The sequence below is a fragment of the Haemophilus sp. SZY H36 genome, from assembly GCF_018829625.1.
Taxonomy (GTDB): domain Bacteria; phylum Pseudomonadota; class Gammaproteobacteria; order Enterobacterales; family Pasteurellaceae; genus Haemophilus; species Haemophilus haemolyticus_K.
The window spans coordinates 190,899-207,144 of sequence record NZ_JAHKKA010000002.1 but is presented as its reverse complement, the minus strand read 5'-3'; the positions used below and the strand labels follow the sequence as shown (position 1 = coordinate 207,144).

Below are 16,246 nucleotides of genomic sequence, written 5' to 3'. Positions count from 1 at the left end.
GGATTCAATCAAAAGAAAATCATTATCAATTCATTTTTTTTGTGTATAATTACCTCGTTTTTATTACTGGAGGACATGTCATGAAAAAATTATTAAAAACAACTCTCACTTCTGTATTGTTAATGGCATCTACTTTCGCCGGTGCAGTAACGGTAAAAGATGCTAATGGTGAGTTTACCCTTGATAAAACCCCAACCAGAGTGGTGGCATTAGAGTATTCTTTCGTAGATGCCCTAGCACAAGTGGGGGTAAGTCCTGTGGGAGTGGCTGACGATAATAAAGTTGAGCGTATTTTGCCGCAAGTACGCGAAAAAATTGCTGCATGGCAATCCGTTGGTACGCGTTCTCAACCTAGTCTTGAAGTGATTGCTTCTCTCAAACCCGATTTAATTATTGCTGATCCTTCCCGTCACACAGCGGTGTTTGAAGAATTGAAAAAAATTGCGCCAACAGTGATGTTCGATTCTCGTCATGAAAGTTATCAAGAAAATCTTGAAACTGCGCAAAAAATTGGTGATTTAGTGGGTAAAAGTGCTGAAATGAAAGCGAAGATCAATGAACATAATGATTACATTGCCAACATCGCAAAAAATTTAGGTGTGCAAGGCAAAAAAGCCTCATTTGGTACTTCCCGAGAAGATAAATTTAATATCCAAAATGACAATGGCTATGTGGGTAGTTTCTTAACGACATTAGGTTTTGCCCCAACTAAACTCAATAGTGATCAAGCTTTCGTAGAAATCAACCTTGAACAATTAGTAATGGAAAAACCGGAATACTTGTTCATCGCCCATTATCGTGATGAAAGTATCGCGCGCAAATGGGAAGCTGAACCACTTTGGAAAGCCATTCCTGCCGTAAAAGCAAACCATGTTTACAGCGTTGATGCCGACATGTGGGCTCGCGGTCGTGGCTTAGAAGCGAGCAAAATTATGGCAAAACAAATTGAAGGTTTCGTGAAACAAAAATAATGATGAAGTCCACTTTCCGTTGGGGACTTCCCCTTATCATTCTGGCTTTCCTATTATGGGGAAGCCTGTTTTTGTATTATCCCATCGAAATCCGACCGCTTGCAGCGTTACAAGCGTTCCTTCCCGATGGAGATGAAATTGTCAAAATTACGGTTACCGATTTACGCCTACCACGTGCATTAGTTAGCATGATTTTAGGCGCCAATCTTGCGGTGGCGGGTGCGTTGTTACAAACCATTACGCGCAATCCATTGGCCTCGCCTACATTACTCAGCGTGAACTCGGGAGCCAGTCTTGCCATGGTCACCGCCAGTGCTTTTAGCCCTTTGATTCTTTCTGGTTATAGTATTGCTTTAGTGGCTAGCATCGGCGGCGGTCTGAGTTGGTTTGTGGTAATGCTGATCAGCAATGGTTGGAAAGACAACAGTGGAGATCGTAGCCGAGTGATTTTAGCGGGGATTGCCGTATCACTACTGTGTGCAGCGCTCACAAAATTAGTGCTCATTATCGCGGAAGATCATGCCTTCGGTATTATGAGCTGGCTAGCGGGTGGCATTGCACATGCCCGTTGGAATGAATTATTGACGTTATTTCCATTCTTTATTTTGACCGCACTTTTCTGTCTGCTTTTTGCTAGCCGTTTAAATTTACTCAATTTAAGTGATGAATCCGCGCGTTCACTAGGCATCAATCTCTTTCGTTTACGCTGGTACGCTAATATCATTGCATTATTGATTGTGGGTTCAAGCGTGAGTGTTGCCGGCCCAGTTGCCTTTATCGGCTTACTCGTGCCCCATCTTGCCCGCTATTGGATTGGTTATGACTTGCGAAAATTGCTCCCTATGGCGATGTTACTCGGTGCAATTTTAATGCTCGCTGCAGATACCATTGCCCGCGCGGTCAACTTCCCTAGTGAAGTACCTGCTGGTGCGGTGCTTGCCTTAATCGGTGCACCAGTCTTTGTATTATTTGCCAGAGGAAGACACTAATGCGAACCTCTCATGTATCTTTTCGTGCTATCAGCTTTTATGTTGTCACGCTCAGTCTGATGGTACTACTCTTTGGATTGAGTATTCGCCTTGGCACTTATACGCTTTCCTTTGAGGAAATTTGGGCGGCCTTTCAGCCTGATGATAAAAACTATTTTACCTTGATGGAATATCGCCTCCCCCGTGCTGTGTTAGCCATTTTATTAGGCGGAGCCTTAGCAATTTCTGGTGTATTAGTACAAAGTGTGGTGCGCAATCCACTTGCCTCTCCCGATATTTTAGGGATTAACAATGCGGCAGGGTTGGTTGCCGTTTCGGTATTGATGTTCTTGCCAAACTTAGCATTTTACTGGATGCCAATTTTTGCCTTTTTAGGCGGCGTACTCTCTTTTGTCATTTTATGGGTCGTGTGCGGTTTTAACTTCCGCCCTATCAAAATGGCAATTATTGGGGTCGCACTATCCGCGTTATGGGCAGCCATTAGTCATTATCTGATGCTTACTAATCCAGTCGAGATCAATACGGCAATGTTATGGCTCACAGGAAGCCTGTGGGGGCGCAGCTGGTCTTATTTAAATGTGGTATTACCATGGTTAGTAGTGTTGCTACCCTTGCCATTTATTTTCTGTCGCGATCTCGATACCCTTGGTTTAGGTGAAAACAAAGCTTCCACCTTGGGGGTGACCGTAAATAAAGTGCAAATTAGCGTTTTAGTGCTAGCGGTAGCCCTTTCTACTACAGCCGTGGCAATTTGTGGTCCGATTGCCTTTTTAGGCTTAGTTGCTCCGCATCTTGCTCGCCGTTTAGTCGGTGGCAGGCATCGCACCCTATTACCGGCAGCCTTGATTATTGGCGCCCTCTTATTACAACTTTCGGATATTTTGGCGCGGGTAATTGACCCACCAACTGAACTCCCAGCGGGTATTCTGACTGCAATTATCGGTGCGCCATATTTCTTCTACTTATTGATGAGAACTAAATAATGAGCATTGAAATCAATAATTTATCTTTGGGTTATCAAGATAAACTCGTGGTTAAAAATCTGTCGCTAAAATTCCCGAAAAATAAAGTGATTGCATTAATCGGCCCAAATGGTTGCTGTAAGTCCACCACATTAAAAGCGGTGGCTCGTTTGCTCAAACCGAAGCAAGGTTCAATCACCCATAAAGGTCAGGATATTTGGCAAAAAAGCCCTAAAGAATATGCCCAAGAATTGGCTTTTCTCCCGCAGCAACACCTGGTACCAGAAGGGATTAAAGTGCGAGAATTGATCGCCTACGGGCGTTCGCCTTACTTAAATCTCTGGGGCAAACTCAGCCAAAAAGATGAAGAATTGGTCACTTGGGCGATGGATCAAACACAAACTGCCGAACTTGCCGAACAGTTGGTTTCTGATTTATCTGGTGGTCAGCAACAACGCGTCTTCTTAGCCATGACTCTTGCGCAAGATGCTGAATTAGTGCTACTCGATGAGCCTACCACTTATCTGGATTTAAACCGCCAAGCTGAACTCATGGGCATGATGCGACAAATGCAGCAGAATGGAAAAACAGTGATTACTGTATTGCATGATCTTAATCAAGCTTGTCGTTATTGCGATTATTTAATTGTGATGAAAAGAGGTGCTGTAATGGCACAGGGAGCCCCGGATGAAGTGATGACAGAGGATTTGTTAAAAGAAGTGTTTGATTTGGACGTCATTATTCACCGTGATCCAATCAGTGATACGCCGATGTTTATATTAAAATAAATCGAAATTTGGTTGTACTTATGATAAAGCCATTTAGTATTAACTAAATGGCTTCTTTTAATTGGTTATTGTCTTGTTTGGACTTTGTTATCTATATAATCAACAATGACTTGTCCTGGCAATAAGTGACCTGATAATATTTCCTGAGCTAAACCATTTTCAATTTCTTGTTGAATTGCACGTTTCAATGGACGTGCACCATAAATTGGGTCGTAACCCACTTCACCAATGAAATCTAATAAAGCGTCAGTAAACACCAATTCATAGCCGCGAGTTTCCATACGTTTTGCTAAGCGCTCTAATTGAATATTTGCAATCGCACGAATATTCTCTTTACCAAGCGGATGGAATACCACTGTCTCATCAATACGGTTGATAAATTCCGGACGGAAATGTTGGCTAACAACCGACATCACTAAGGACTTCATTTCGCTATAGCTTTCCTCTTTGTTACCTTGGATTAAATCAGAACCCAAGTTAGAGGTCATTATCACCACCGTATTACGGAAGTCCACGGTACGACCTTGACCATCAGTCAAACGACCATCATCCAATACTTGTAACAAGATATTGAATACATCCGCATGAGCTTTTTCAACTTCATCTAATAAGATCACTGAATACGGACGACGACGAACAGCTTCAGTTAAATAACCGCCTTCTTCATAACCAACATAACCTGGAGGTGCCCCGACTAAGCGAGAGACACTGTGTTTTTCCATAAACTCAGACATATCAATGCGCACCATGGCATCTTCACTATCAAACAAGAATTTAGCCAAAGTTTTGCAAAGCTCTGTTTTACCTACACCTGTCGGACCGAGGAACAAGAAAGAACCAATTGGGCGGTTAGGATCGGAAAGACCAGCACGACTACGACGAATCGCGTTTGCGACGGCATCAACTGCTTCTTCTTGGCCAATCACTCGTTTATGTAGTTCATCTTCCATGCGCAAGAGTTTTTCTTTCTCGCCTTCCATCATTTTTGATACTGGAATGCCTGTAGCTTTAGAAAGCACTTCTGCGATTTCTTCGTCTGTGACGCGATAGCGTAAAAGTGTCATTTCTTTTCCTTCGCTGGTTTCAGCTTGCTCGAGTTGCTTTTCAAGAGCAGGGATGCGGCCATATTGCAACTCAGACATTTTAGCTAAATCACCTGCGCGACGAGCTTGTTCTAGTTCGGTTTTTGCAGTATCTAACTCTTGTTTAATATGTTGAGAGCCAGAAAGCGTTGCTTTTTCAGATTTCCACACTTCTTCAAGTTCGGCATATTCACGTTCTTTGTCAGCCAATTCTTTCTCTAACATTTCTAAACGTTTGCGACTTGCTTCGTCTTCTTCTTTTTGTAATGCCTGTTGTTCCAATTTTAATTGGATAATACGACGTTCAAGACGATCAAGCGGTTCAGGTTTAGAATCTATTTCCATACGGATGCTAGACGCTGCTTCATCGATTAAGTCAATGGCTTTATCCGGCAATTGACGATCGGAAATATAACGATGTGAAAGCGTTGCTGCTGCGACAATCGCTGGGTCAGTAATATCTACATGGTGATGTATTTCATAGCGTTCTTTCAAACCACGTAAGATCGCAATCGTATCTTCTACACTTGGTTCATCCACAAAGACTTTCTGGAAACGACGTTCAAGTGCGGCATCCTTTTCGATATATTGACGATATTCATCTAAAGTGGTTGCCCCCACGCAATGTAATTCACCGCGTGCTAAACTTGGTTTTAACAAGTTACCCGCATCCATCGCACCATCGGTTTTACCCGCGCCGACCATAGTATGAATTTCATCGATAAAGAGGATAACGCGACCTTCTTCTTTCGAAAGTTCATTGAGCACCGCTTTTAAACGTTCTTCAAATTCACCACGATATTTCGCACCAGCAATCAATGCGCCCATATCTAATGAAAGGACGCGTTTATTTTTCAAACCTTCAGGTACTTCACCATTTACAATACGTTGTGCCAAGCCTTCTACAATCGCCGTTTTTCCCACACCTGGTTCACCAATTAACACAGGGTTATTTTTGGTACGACGTTGTAATACCTGAATCGCTCGACGGATTTCTTCATCACGCCCAATTACAGGATCAAGTTTGCCACTTTCTGCACGAGCGGTTAAATCAATCGTATATTTTTCTAATGCTTGTCTGCTTTCTTCTGCATTTTGATCGTTCACGTTTTGTCCCCCTCTAATTTGCTGAATGGCTTGCGAAATTTGTTCTTTTTTCGCACCGCACTTTTTCAAAATATCGCTGAGTGCTCCTCGCTCCTCTAAGGCAGCAAGCAAAAACAATTCGCTCGAAATAAATTTATCTTGGTTTTGCTGTGCAAATTTATCACATAAATTAAGTAAATTAATGAGCTGGCGTGAAAGTTGTACATCACCGCCATTGCCAATCACTTGCGGCAATTTATTTAACTCAGTCTTTAACTCATTACGCAATAAAGCCACATTTGCGCCACTTGCAGTTAAAATTGGAGCAACGGAGCCTCCCTGTTGATTTAATAGTGCGGTCAATAAATGCACGGGTTCAATAAATTGATTATCTTTTCCGATAGCAAGTGATTGCGCTTCACTTAACGCTTCTTGGAACTTTGTTGTAAATTTTTCAATGTTCATACACTTTCCTCAATTTGGTTTTGGCTTTCGCCGTTTGCCCAAATTAAGTAAGATCGTTTGAAAGGATTTCAAGAGAAAAAATGAAATATTTTTGATTTTATCTATCGATAAAAATTTGATGATAGGTTTTAACCTACAAAAATATCGAATAGTGGGACATCCCAATGCTCAGTGGGAAGATTTTCTACTTGCTGACATTGATGTGCCAAACCAACAGGAATAAAAGACTTATTTTGCCAATTCTGCAACGTGCGATCATAAAACCCACCGCCCATGCCAAGGCGATTTCCCTGTTTATCAAAAGCCACTAATGGCGTGAATAAAATATCCAGTTCATTTAATGGCAAAACATTTTGAACATTCAGCTTAGGCTCCCAAATACCAAACTGATTTTGTTTCATTGGCGTATCAGGTAAATAGCGTAAAAACAATAAATGATGTTGAGTAAAAGGATGTAAAACAGGCAAATACACATTTTTGTTTTGCATCCAAAGGGATTGGATTAACGCTTTTGTCGAAATTTCACCATCAAAAGAAAAATATAATGCAATATTTTTGGCTTGTCGTTGCTCGATAAGATTTAACGCCTGTTGAGTCACTGATTGTTCAGCTTGTCGCTGTTGAAGTGCGGTTAAATTTGCTCGTATTTTTCGAATTTCAGAGCGGATTTGCTGGCGTTTTTGAATATTCATAGAAATGAAAGAAGAAGATAGGACCCAGAGTGCCGCTGCGGGCAGTAGTCCTTGAACCCGACGGTTCAAGGAAATCAGTTGATACCGTTTTCAGGTTTCTTAGCCCAATGAACGAGTCAAAGGTTAAGCCTACACACCAACGATAGGAAACCAATTTATAAGATTTAAAGTATCGGCTCAGGGACATAGCCCACTGACGAACACTCCAGGTAATTCTTATGAGATTATACTAGCCCAATTTTATTAGCTTGACTAGCATTTATTTTTTTATGTTGTAGAGTTGGTTATAAAATGAACCTTGGTGTTTGTGATAGTTTCAAAAAAGACCAAATCATTGTCTGCCTCAGACTATTAACTTATGCTAAAATACCAAGGATTATCTCTGATAAAAGGATGACTATGCTAGCTATTATTTCTCCCGCTAAAACTCTTGATTTTGAAAGTGCGGTAAAAAATTTTCCTGTTTCTCAACCGCACTTTACTGATTACAGCGAACAGCTTATTGAAGTTTGTCGTAAACTTTCCCCGCAAGATCTTTCATCACTTATGTCTATCAGCGATAAGTTAGCCGGTCTAAATGTTGCACGTTTTGCTGAATGGACAAAAATTCACAATGAAAACAATTCCCGTGCTGCATTATTTGCATTTAAAGGAGATGTTTATACTGGTTTAGATGCTGATTCACTTTCTGAGGATGATGTTGCCTTTGCACAATCCCATTTACGTATGCTTTCTGGCCTTTATGGACTTTTAAAACCGCTTGATTTAATGCAACCTTACCGATTAGAAATGGGCACAAAATTAGTCAATCCAAAAGGAAAAGATCTGTACGCCTTTTGGGGAAATGTGATTACCCAAGCGGTTCAACAAGCTATTGATGAACAAGGTGATAATATTCTGATAAATTTAGCCTCGGATGAATATTATAAATCGGTTAAAGAAAACCAGCTTAAGGCCAAGATAGTCAAACCTGTTTTCTTAGACAATAAAAATGGCAAATACAAAGTAATTAGCTTTTATGCTAAAAAAGCTCGAGGCTTAATGTGCCGTTATCTTATTCAAAATCGTTTAACCGAAATTGAACAATTAAAAGAATTTGATTTAGGTGGTTATTGGTTTGATTCAACATCATCAACTGAAACCGAATTTGTATTTAAGCGAGATATCAATGAATAAAATTTTTATCATATTGACCGCACTTTTACTTTCAGGCTGTGCAACTAAATTAACACAACTTAATATTCCTACCCAAATTGAGCATAATGGAAAAAATTATGTACTTGCGGGTAGTCAAGATTTAGATACGATAGCTCGATATGTTTATGTTGCGAAGCCAGATACCTTAGAAAATTGGCAGTCACAAATAGAGGTGCTTTTTGATCGTAATCATCCTCCGCGTTCAATAACATCGCGTATTGCGTTACGTGAGCGTATTTATCGCAATACGGGGGTAAAGCATTTTCATTTTGATATTGTTCCTGACAAATCTCCTAATGCGACTGAACTAGAGGGGTATGTGGTATATTCACCAACAAAAGAAAATCCCTCTTGGCAGGTAAATATGATGAGGGGCCGTGATTTGCCTCAGTGTGGTTTTGTGCAGTTTCAATATGCTCAAAAAGTACAACAACCTTATCTTTCAGCTCGTTTTTCTGATGAAAAAGTACGTAAATATATCCAAAAATATATTGTCGAAAAAGAGATTAAGCATTTGCAAGATCTAGAATGGTTATGGGATTGTAAGCATTAATATAAGTGTTACACAGAATCAAAATCTCGTAAGATTTCACTAGAGCAGATACCTCAAATGGTGTAATCTTAACAGTATTTTCAATTGAGATTAGAAGTAGGAAATTATGATTAAAAAAATTGCAGTATTAACAAGTGGAGGCGATGCGCCAGGTATGAATGCAGCAATCAGAGGGGTTGTTCGTTCAGCACTTGCCGAAGGCTTGGAAGTGTTTGGAATATATGATGGTTATCAAGGTTTATTTAATAATAAAATTAAACAACTAAACCGTTATAGTGTTTCTGATATTATTAATCGAGGCGGTACGTTTTTAGGTTCCGCCCGTTTTCCTGAATTTAAAGATTCTACTGTAAGAGCAAAATGTGCGGAAATTTTGCGTTCTCATGATATTGATGCATTAGTTGTTATTGGTGGTGATGGATCTTATATGGGGGCAAAATTATTAACGGAAGAGCATGGTTTTCCTTGTGTTGGTTTGCCTGGTACGATTGATAATGATGTAGCGGGTACTGATTATACAATTGGTTATCAAACTGCTTTGCAAACAGCTGTTGATGCTATCGACCGCTTACGTGATACATCAAGTTCTCATCAACGTATTTCAATTGTAGAAATTATGGGACGTCATTGTAGTGACTTAACGATTTCTGCGGGGATTGCGGGGGGATGTGAATATATTGTGGCGTCAGAAGTTGAATTTAATCGAGAAGAACTTATTCAACAAATAGAACGTAGTATTATCCGTGGTAAACGTCACGCAATTATTGCGATTACAGAATTATTAACTGATGTGCATTCTCTTGCGAAAGAAATTGAAGCGCGTGTAGGGCATGAAACTCGTGCAACCGTATTAGGTCACATTCAGCGTGGTGGCTCACCTTGTGCATTTGATAGAATACTTGCGTCTCGTATGGGCGCATATGCCGTTGATTTGTTACTTCAAGGCAAAGGTGGTTATTGCGTGGGAATTCAAAATGAACGACTTGTTCATCATGATATCATTGATGCTATTAACAATATGCAACGTGAGTTTAAAGCTGATTGGTTAGAAGTCGCAAAACGTTTAGAATAATCTTTTATTTAATCTTGAGCAGGCACATATTGTGCCTGTTTTTTATATTTCAGGATTAGTAATAGAATTTGATTAGTCTATTCTATCTACTTAGAACTTTTATAAAGTTCAATCGCTTTCGGCAATAAACGTCTCAAATTTTCTTGTCGAGACTCATCAGTAGGATGCGTTGATGACAGTGCTGCCAATACACCACCTGTATGGTCAGATGCCGTTTTCATTTTATCCCATAGCCCTGGCGCAGCCTGAGGATTAAAACCTGATTTAGCCATTAACATTAATCCAACTTCATCTGCTTCTGTTTCTGCACTACGTGAATAAGGTTTATCTAAAGCGTAATCTTTTACTAATCCGACAGCCAATCCGCTAGCCTCTTCTCCAATGGTTGTTGAAAGAGCTACATGAGTAAGCTGTGCAGCAATATTGGTGACTATTCCAAAATTTGTTTGAGATTTACCATGTTCTTTTAATGCATGTGCCATTTCATGTCCCATAACAGTCGCGATTTCATCATTAGTAAGTTTTAAACGATCCACTAATCCTGTATAGAATGCCATTTTTCCACCAGGCATTGCCCATGCATTGAGTTGATCCGATTTAATAACATTTATTTGCCATTTGAAAGGCAGATTAGTGTGATTTTCACGATCAGCATAAGGCACCATTTTTTCAAAGATTGAGTGAATGCGTTTTGCTGTTGTGGAGCTATAGTCTATTTCACCTCTTGCTTTCATTTTATTAATTTCTTGTCTGTAGTTGTGTTCTGATTGTTGGTTAACTTCAGCTGAACTTACGCAAGCAGCAAGAACAAAAGAGTTGAGAAGGATAAAAAACGGTTTTTTATAGTCTTTAAGCATATTGAACAATCTTATAAAAATATCTAGTAAACAATATAGATTGATTATAGGGATATTGTAACCATTTTACGAGAGATAAAATATTGCGTTTTATCATTGCACTACTATAATAGTGCGAATTTTTATTTTGAGAAAAGATTATGATACAAAAAAAACAGCCTTCTTTGCTTGGTGGAGCGATGATTATTGCCGGAACAGCAATTGGTGCAGGTATGTTAGCTAATCCAACTTCAACTGCTGGTGTATGGTTTATTGGTTCCATTTTAGCTTTGATTTATACCTGGTTTTGTATGACTACGTCAGGATTAATGATTCTAGAGGCTAACTTGCATTATCCGATGGGCGCAAGCTTTGATACGATTGTGAAAGATTTGCTAGGCAAGGGATGGAATCTTATAAATGGCTTATCGGTTGCTTTTGTACTTTATATTTTAACTTATGCCTATATAACCTCTGGTGGTGGTATTACACAAAGTTTATTAAATCAATTTTTGAGATCACCAGAAAGTGCGGTAGAAATTGGGCGTACTTCAGGTTCCTTAATTTTTTGTGTTGTTTTAGCTGTATTCGTTTGGTTTTCTACAAAAGCTGTGGATCGATTTACGACGGTTTTAATTGCGGGAATGGTTGTTGCTTTTTTTCTTTCAACGACGGGATTGCTTAGTTCGGTAAAAAAAGAGGTGTTATTGAATACCGTAAGCTCTGGTGAACAGCAATATTTACCTTATATATTGACCGCACTTCCTGTGTGTTTAGTCTCTTTTGGATTTCATGGCAATGTACCAAGCTTAGTGAAATATTATAATCGAGATGCTCAGCGAGTAATGAGAGCGATTTTTATTGGAACCAGTTTAGCGCTCGTTATTTATATTTTATGGCAATTAGCGATTCAAGGTAATTTACCGCGTACAGAATTTGCACCAGTAATAGAAAAAGGGGGGGATGTATCTGCTTTACTGGAAGCGTTACATAAATATATTGAAACTGATTATATCGCGATTATTCTGAATTTTTTTGCTTACATGGCGATTGCAAGTTCATTTTTAGGGGTAACATTAGGGTTATTTGATTATATTGCTGATTTATTAAAGTTTGATGATAGCTTTCTAGGACGAACAAAAACAACAATAGTGACATTTATTCCGCCTTTGTTGTTAAGCCTCCAGTTTCCCTATGGATTTGTGATTGCGATTGGTTATGCTGGGCTTGCTGCAACGATTTGGGCCGCTATTGTGCCTGCCTTGTTGGTTCGTGCAAGTCGTAAAAAATTTCCAATGGCAGATTATAAAGTCTATGGGGGAAGTATGATGATTGGCTTTATTATTTTGTTTGGATTATTAAATATAATTGCTCAGGTGGGTATAAATTTGGGATGGTTATCTAGCTTTACAGGCTAGTATTAAATAAAAGGTATTAGAATTAAATAAATAAAATGGTCGATAATTTTGTTTATCGACCATATAAATTTTTAATAGAGTGATATTGACGGCTTACACGTTAAAACGAAAATGCATCACATCGCCATCTTGTACAATGTAATCTTTGCCTTCTAAACGCCATTTACCCGCTTCTTTTGCACCGTTTTCGCCGTTGAATTGGATAAAGTCTTCATAAGCGATAACTTCTGCTCGGATAAAGCCTTTCTCAAAGTCGGTGTGAATTACTGCTGCTGCTTTTGGTGCGGTTGCGCCAACTGAAACAGTCCAAGCTCGCACTTCTTTTACACCTGCGGTAAAGTAAGTTTGGAGGTTTAAAAGTGCGTAACCCGCACGAATTACGCGGTTCAATCCTGGTTCTTCAATGCCTAAATCTTGTAAAAATTCGACTTTTTCTTCATCATCAAGTTCCGCAATTTCAGATTCAATTGCCGCACATACAGGAACAACAACTGCACCTTCTTTTGCAGCAATTTCACGAACGCGATCTAAATATGGGTTATTTTCAAAACCATCTTCATTTACGTTTGCGATATACATTGTTGGTTTTAAAGTTAAGAAGTTGTAACTCTTAATTGCTTGCAATTCTTCTTTGTCTAATCCAACAGAGCGAATCATTCCCGCATTTTCAAGTACAGGGAGGATTTTTTCCATAACAGAAAGTTCAAATTTAGCCTCTTTATCGCCACCTTTTGCACGTTTTTGTAAACGTTGGATCGCACGTTCACAGCTGTCTAAGTCTGCTAAGGCTAATTCGGTATTGATGGTATCAATGTCATCTTGTGGGTCAATTTTCCCCGCAACGTGCACGATATCGTCATTTTCAAAGCAACGAACGACGTGACCGATCGCATCGGTTTCACGAATATTAGCGAGGAATTTGTTACCTAAGCCTTCACCTTTACTTGCTCCCGCAACTAAGCCTGCGATGTCCACAAATTCCATCGTGGTAGGCAATACGCGTTCAGGCTTAACGATTTCTGCCAATGCATCTAAACGCGGATCTGGCATTGGCACGACACCAGTATTTGGTTCGATAGTACAGAATGGATAGTTTGCGGCTTCAATACCAGCTTTAGTGAGCGCGTTAAAAAGAGTAGATTTGCCGACATTTGGCAATCCCACAATACCACATTTGAATCCCATAATTTTTCCTTATTTTGAGTAAAACGGTTGTAAAAGTAACCGCACTTTTAAATTTTAAAACTGTTTAAACGGTTGGTCGCTTTGACCATTCCATCTTTGAAAATCATTTCTATACAATCAGTCGCTTCATCTAGCACTTTTTCAAGTGCATCGCGATCTGCCGGTGAGGGTTTATTTAAGACGTAACCTGCCACTAAATCACGATGGCCAGGATGCCCAATGCCAATACGTAAACGGTAGAAATTATTGTTATTGCCTAGTTGAGCCACAATATCTTTTAAGCCGTTGTGTCCACCGTGCCCGCCACCTTGTTTGAGTTTTGCTGTGCCTGGCGGTAAATCTAATTCATCATGAATAACTAAAATTTCTTCAGGTTTAATACGATAAAAACTTGCCAATGCCCCAACCGCTTTACCGCTTAAATTCATAAAAGTTGTCGGCACTAAAAGGCGAACTTCTTTTCCATTCACTAAAGTGCGGGCAGTTTTTCCGAAGAATTTACTTTCTGGATTTAGCGAAACGTTAAAACGACGTGCCAAGCGCTCAATAAGCCATTCGCCTGCATTGTGGCGTGTATCGGTATATTTATCGCCAGGATTTCCTAAACCAACAATGAGTTTTATTTCTGACATTTTTATTTGATGATGTAAAAAATAGTGGCGTATTGTAGCGAAAAAGAGAATGTTTTGAAAGGATAGTCTGTATTGGTAAAGACTGTTATATCAAAGAAAACCCGCTCAAGTGAGCGGGAAATTCGATTAATGACGACGTTTTAAAAAGAAGAGGGCAATAGTGGAAATTAAGAGAACAAATCCAACACCAATATATAAATTTTGTTTTTCCCAACCACTATCTAAAAGTTTACCTGCAACAGTAGGGGCTAAAATTGCGCCAATACGCCCAACACCGATAGACCAACCTACACCAGTACCACGAATATCAGCATCATAGGTGAGTGGATTTAATGTATATAATCCGCTAATACATCCATTCATTAATGCGCCAACAAGAATACCGAATACCATTGCTAACCATAAAATGGAGGCTGAACCAATAAATAACATCACGGATGCAGAAGATAATAGGGTAAATAAAATTAATACAGAACGGGCAGTCCAACGACTTGCAAGTAAGCCATAAATTAATGCGCCACAGGTTCCACCTAGTGAGATCATCATGCCTACACTAACACTTTGTTCGGTGGTCATTCCAGCCTCTTTTAGTAGGGCGGGTGTCCATGAGCTCACAAAATAGAAGCTGAACATAATGGCAAAGAACGAGGTCCAAATTAATAAGGTTGAACGCAAGTATTTTTCGCTGAATAACTGAGTAATAGGTAATTTAGTTTTTATTTTTTCTATTTTAGATGGTAATACCCATCCTTCACCTAAACCAATTTTTTTGGCTATCATATTTAAGCGTATTTCTGCATTTCTAGGCTGCTTGTTCGTTAAGAAATCAATTGATTCAGGTAACCAAATAAGCAAAATAAGAAAGCATAAGGCGGTTAAAATTGCTCCTGCTAAAAAGACGGAGCGCCAGCCATACTCACTTTGTAGCATAACGGAAAACATTCCACCCAATACGGCACCAATACCAAAACCCGCAGCGTATACACTAATGGCAAAACTACGCCATTTTTTTGATGAATATTCACTGGTAATCACATTGGTTCCAACTAAAATTCCACCTACACCAAGGCCTGTAATGACTCGCCAGAAACCGAGCATTTCATATTGGGCAATAAATGCTGAACCTAACATACCAACAGCTGATAAAAATACCGCAATTAAAAGTAATGGGCGGCGACCGATTTTATCTGCTAGTGGAGCAAGGAAAAGTGATCCCGCCGTCATGCCAAATAAACCCGCACTTAATAAATAACCTAACTCTATGCCAGATAGACTAAATTCGCTACGAATGGCCGTTGCAGTAAAGGCAAGTGCGAGGACATCAAAGCCATCTAATAAGTTCATAATGGCAGCCATCACGACAATTAACCATTGATAACCGCTCATAGGACTTTGTTCAATTTTTTCTCGAAGAGAAAGAGAATGTTGTGTCATTATTGTTCCTTTTTGTTGTTATAAAAAATCATGTGCATATTGCTATATTAAAGGTGCGTAGCGGTAAGTTTTTGCAGCTTTAGCAAAATCATATTTAGCACAATGCCATAAGCTGGCACAAATAGCATAATACCGACAAATAGCTTAAATAAATAATCGACAAAACCAAGTTGAGCCCAGTGTTCAGCCATAAATGGATCGGCACTTTCATAGAACGCAACGCTGAAGAAGACAAATGTATCAGCCATGGAGCCAAATGTCATTGAGCTAGTTGGTGCTATCCACCATGTTTTTAATTGGCGTAAACGGTTGAATACGATGACATCTAATAATTGTCCAACAACATAAGCGGAGAAGCTGGCAATTGCGATGCGAAATACAAATATATTAAATTGGGTTAATGCGTTAAAGCCTTGGAATTGGCTTTCGGAAAATAAAACAGAGACAACATAACTGACAATTAATGCCGGAAACATAACAACGAAAATAATTTTCCGCGCATCTTTTGCACCAAATACGCGCACTGTGAGATCTGTTGCTAAAAATATAAAAGGAAAAGTGAGGGTTCCCCAGGTGCTATGAAAAGAAAAATCATTGTCTGCACCAAGTGCGGTTAATTTTAACGTTATTTCGAAAGGAATCTGCACAAAATAATTGCTGGCTGCAATGATCAGAATATGAAAAAAACTCAGCCAAATAACGGCTCGATATTTTTGTTGTGCATTAAAGATTGGTGTATTTAATTTCATTTTGTACCTTTTTAAACTAAGAATCGGGGTGAGGGAACCCGAGATGTTCAGATGAGGCGGTAGATAATACGCAGATTTATTTGGATTGCAAGATAGTATCAGCGAAATAGCATGACAAAAATTTTCATTTTTTCT

General features: G+C 39.4%; 15 protein-coding genes and 1 other RNA gene. 8 read left to right on the top strand and 8 right to left on the bottom strand.

Annotation, left to right across the window (positions count from 1 at the left end):
* Positions 1-80: 80 nt before the first annotated feature.
* Genes KP713_RS04725 through fecE form a run of 4 tightly spaced genes read left to right on the top strand, consistent with a single transcriptional unit; the run spans position 81 to position 3,710 of the window.
* Positions 81-971, top strand: a complete 891-nt coding sequence (locus tag KP713_RS04725; RefSeq protein ID WP_215769994.1) for a Fe(3+) dicitrate ABC transporter substrate-binding protein — start codon at positions 81-83, stop codon at positions 969-971.
* On the top strand, positions 971-1,960 hold the full coding sequence (fecC, locus tag KP713_RS04720; protein WP_215769993.1) for an iron-dicitrate ABC transporter permease FecC: 990 nt from the start codon (positions 971-973) through the stop codon (positions 1,958-1,960). The genes KP713_RS04725 and fecC overlap by 1 nt, the downstream gene beginning before the upstream one ends.
* Complete coding sequence (gene fecD, locus KP713_RS04715; protein WP_215769992.1) at positions 1,960-2,943, top strand: Fe(3+) dicitrate ABC transporter permease subunit FecD; 984 nt, start codon at positions 1,960-1,962, stop codon at positions 2,941-2,943. The genes fecC and fecD overlap by 1 nt, the downstream gene beginning before the upstream one ends.
* Complete coding sequence (gene fecE / locus KP713_RS04710) at positions 2,943-3,710, top strand: Fe(3+) dicitrate ABC transporter ATP-binding protein FecE (protein ID WP_106014029.1); 768 nt, start codon at positions 2,943-2,945, stop codon at positions 3,708-3,710. Before fecD ends, fecE begins: the two co-directional genes overlap by 1 nt.
* Positions 3,711-3,775: 65 nt before the next feature.
* On the opposite strand, the gene clpB is transcribed toward fecE, so the two are convergent.
* From clpB to ssrS, 3 genes are all read right to left on the bottom strand, one after another.
* A complete protein-coding gene (gene clpB, locus KP713_RS04705; protein WP_215769991.1) occupies positions 3,776-6,343 on the bottom strand; it encodes an ATP-dependent chaperone ClpB in 2,568 nt (855 codons plus the stop codon).
* A gap of 128 nt (positions 6,344-6,471) precedes the next feature.
* On the bottom strand, positions 6,472-7,035 hold the full coding sequence (locus KP713_RS04700) for a 5-formyltetrahydrofolate cyclo-ligase (RefSeq protein ID WP_215769990.1): 564 nt from the start codon (positions 7,033-7,035) through the stop codon (positions 6,472-6,474).
* 17 nt (positions 7,036-7,052) lie between these two features.
* A non-coding RNA gene (ssrS, locus tag KP713_RS04695) (6S RNA) lies at positions 7,053-7,250 on the bottom strand.
* Positions 7,251-7,434: 184 nt separating this feature from the next.
* Here ssrS and yaaA point away from each other — a divergent pair.
* The 3 genes from yaaA to pfkA all read left to right on the top strand — a co-directional run bounded on the left by yaaA (position 7,435) and on the right by pfkA (position 9,857).
* On the top strand, positions 7,435-8,211 hold the full coding sequence (gene yaaA, locus KP713_RS04690) for a peroxide stress protein YaaA (protein WP_215769989.1): 777 nt from the start codon (positions 7,435-7,437) through the stop codon (positions 8,209-8,211).
* Positions 8,204-8,785 carry an HI_0983 family protein gene (locus KP713_RS04685; protein ID WP_048953919.1) on the top strand — a complete coding sequence of 194 codons (582 nt, stop codon included), beginning with the start codon at positions 8,204-8,206 and terminating at the stop codon, positions 8,783-8,785. Before yaaA ends, KP713_RS04685 begins: the two co-directional genes overlap by 8 nt.
* A gap of 106 nt (positions 8,786-8,891) precedes the next feature.
* A complete protein-coding gene (gene pfkA, locus KP713_RS04680) occupies positions 8,892-9,857 on the top strand; it encodes a 6-phosphofructokinase (RefSeq protein WP_048953918.1) in 966 nt (321 codons plus the stop codon).
* 86 nt (positions 9,858-9,943) lie between these two features.
* On the opposite strand, the gene KP713_RS04675 is transcribed toward pfkA, so the two are convergent.
* Complete coding sequence (locus KP713_RS04675) at positions 9,944-10,714, bottom strand: M48 family metallopeptidase (RefSeq protein ID WP_215769988.1); 771 nt, start codon at positions 10,712-10,714, stop codon at positions 9,944-9,946.
* Between the two features lie 140 nt (positions 10,715-10,854).
* Here KP713_RS04675 and mtr point away from each other — a divergent pair, with 140 nt between their 5' ends.
* A complete protein-coding gene (gene mtr, locus KP713_RS04670) occupies positions 10,855-12,111 on the top strand; it encodes a tryptophan permease (protein WP_215769987.1) in 1,257 nt (418 codons plus the stop codon).
* A gap of 93 nt (positions 12,112-12,204) precedes the next feature.
* On the opposite strand, the gene ychF is transcribed toward mtr, so the two are convergent.
* From ychF to KP713_RS04650, 4 genes are all read right to left on the bottom strand, one after another.
* On the bottom strand, positions 12,205-13,296 hold the full coding sequence (ychF, locus tag KP713_RS04665; RefSeq protein ID WP_005627284.1) for a redox-regulated ATPase YchF: 1,092 nt from the start codon (positions 13,294-13,296) through the stop codon (positions 12,205-12,207).
* Between the two features lie 47 nt (positions 13,297-13,343).
* Positions 13,344-13,928, bottom strand: coding sequence for an aminoacyl-tRNA hydrolase (gene pth, locus KP713_RS04660; protein WP_140577973.1), 585 nt, complete (start codon positions 13,926-13,928; stop codon positions 13,344-13,346).
* Between the two features lie 126 nt (positions 13,929-14,054).
* Positions 14,055-15,362, bottom strand: coding sequence for an MFS transporter (locus KP713_RS04655; RefSeq protein ID WP_215769986.1), 1,308 nt, complete (start codon positions 15,360-15,362; stop codon positions 14,055-14,057).
* A 47-nt stretch (positions 15,363-15,409) separates the two neighbouring features.
* On the bottom strand, positions 15,410-16,111 hold the full coding sequence (locus KP713_RS04650) for a 7-cyano-7-deazaguanine/7-aminomethyl-7-deazaguanine transporter (protein ID WP_215769985.1): 702 nt from the start codon (positions 16,109-16,111) through the stop codon (positions 15,410-15,412).
* Positions 16,112-16,246 lie beyond the last annotated feature (135 nt).

Coding starts and splice junctions, on each gene's coding strand:
- KP713_RS04725 (WP_215769994.1), top strand. CDS start 81: ATGAAAAAATTATTAAAAACAACTCTCACTTCTGTATTGTTAATGGCA.
- fecC (WP_215769993.1), top strand. CDS start 971: ATGATGAAGTCCACTTTCCGTTGGGGACTTCCCCTTATCATTCTGGCT.
- fecD (WP_215769992.1), top strand. CDS start 1,960: ATGCGAACCTCTCATGTATCTTTTCGTGCTATCAGCTTTTATGTTGTC.
- fecE (WP_106014029.1), top strand. CDS start 2,943: ATGAGCATTGAAATCAATAATTTATCTTTGGGTTATCAAGATAAACTC.
- clpB (WP_215769991.1), bottom strand. CDS start 6,343: ATGAACATTGAAAAATTTACAACAAAGTTCCAAGAAGCGTTAAGTGAA.
- KP713_RS04700 (WP_215769990.1), bottom strand. CDS start 7,035: ATGAATATTCAAAAACGCCAGCAAATCCGCTCTGAAATTCGAAAAATA.
- yaaA (WP_215769989.1), top strand. CDS start 7,435: ATGCTAGCTATTATTTCTCCCGCTAAAACTCTTGATTTTGAAAGTGCG.
- KP713_RS04685 (WP_048953919.1), top strand. CDS start 8,204: ATGAATAAAATTTTTATCATATTGACCGCACTTTTACTTTCAGGCTGT.
- pfkA (WP_048953918.1), top strand. CDS start 8,892: ATGATTAAAAAAATTGCAGTATTAACAAGTGGAGGCGATGCGCCAGGT.
- KP713_RS04675 (WP_215769988.1), bottom strand. CDS start 10,714: ATGCTTAAAGACTATAAAAAACCGTTTTTTATCCTTCTCAACTCTTTT.
- mtr (WP_215769987.1), top strand. CDS start 10,855: ATGATACAAAAAAAACAGCCTTCTTTGCTTGGTGGAGCGATGATTATT.
- ychF (WP_005627284.1), bottom strand. CDS start 13,296: ATGGGATTCAAATGTGGTATTGTGGGATTGCCAAATGTCGGCAAATCT.
- pth (WP_140577973.1), bottom strand. CDS start 13,928: ATGTCAGAAATAAAACTCATTGTTGGTTTAGGAAATCCTGGCGATAAA.
- KP713_RS04655 (WP_215769986.1), bottom strand. CDS start 15,362: ATGACACAACATTCTCTTTCTCTTCGAGAAAAAATTGAACAAAGTCCT.
- KP713_RS04650 (WP_215769985.1), bottom strand. CDS start 16,111: ATGAAATTAAATACACCAATCTTTAATGCACAACAAAAATATCGAGCC.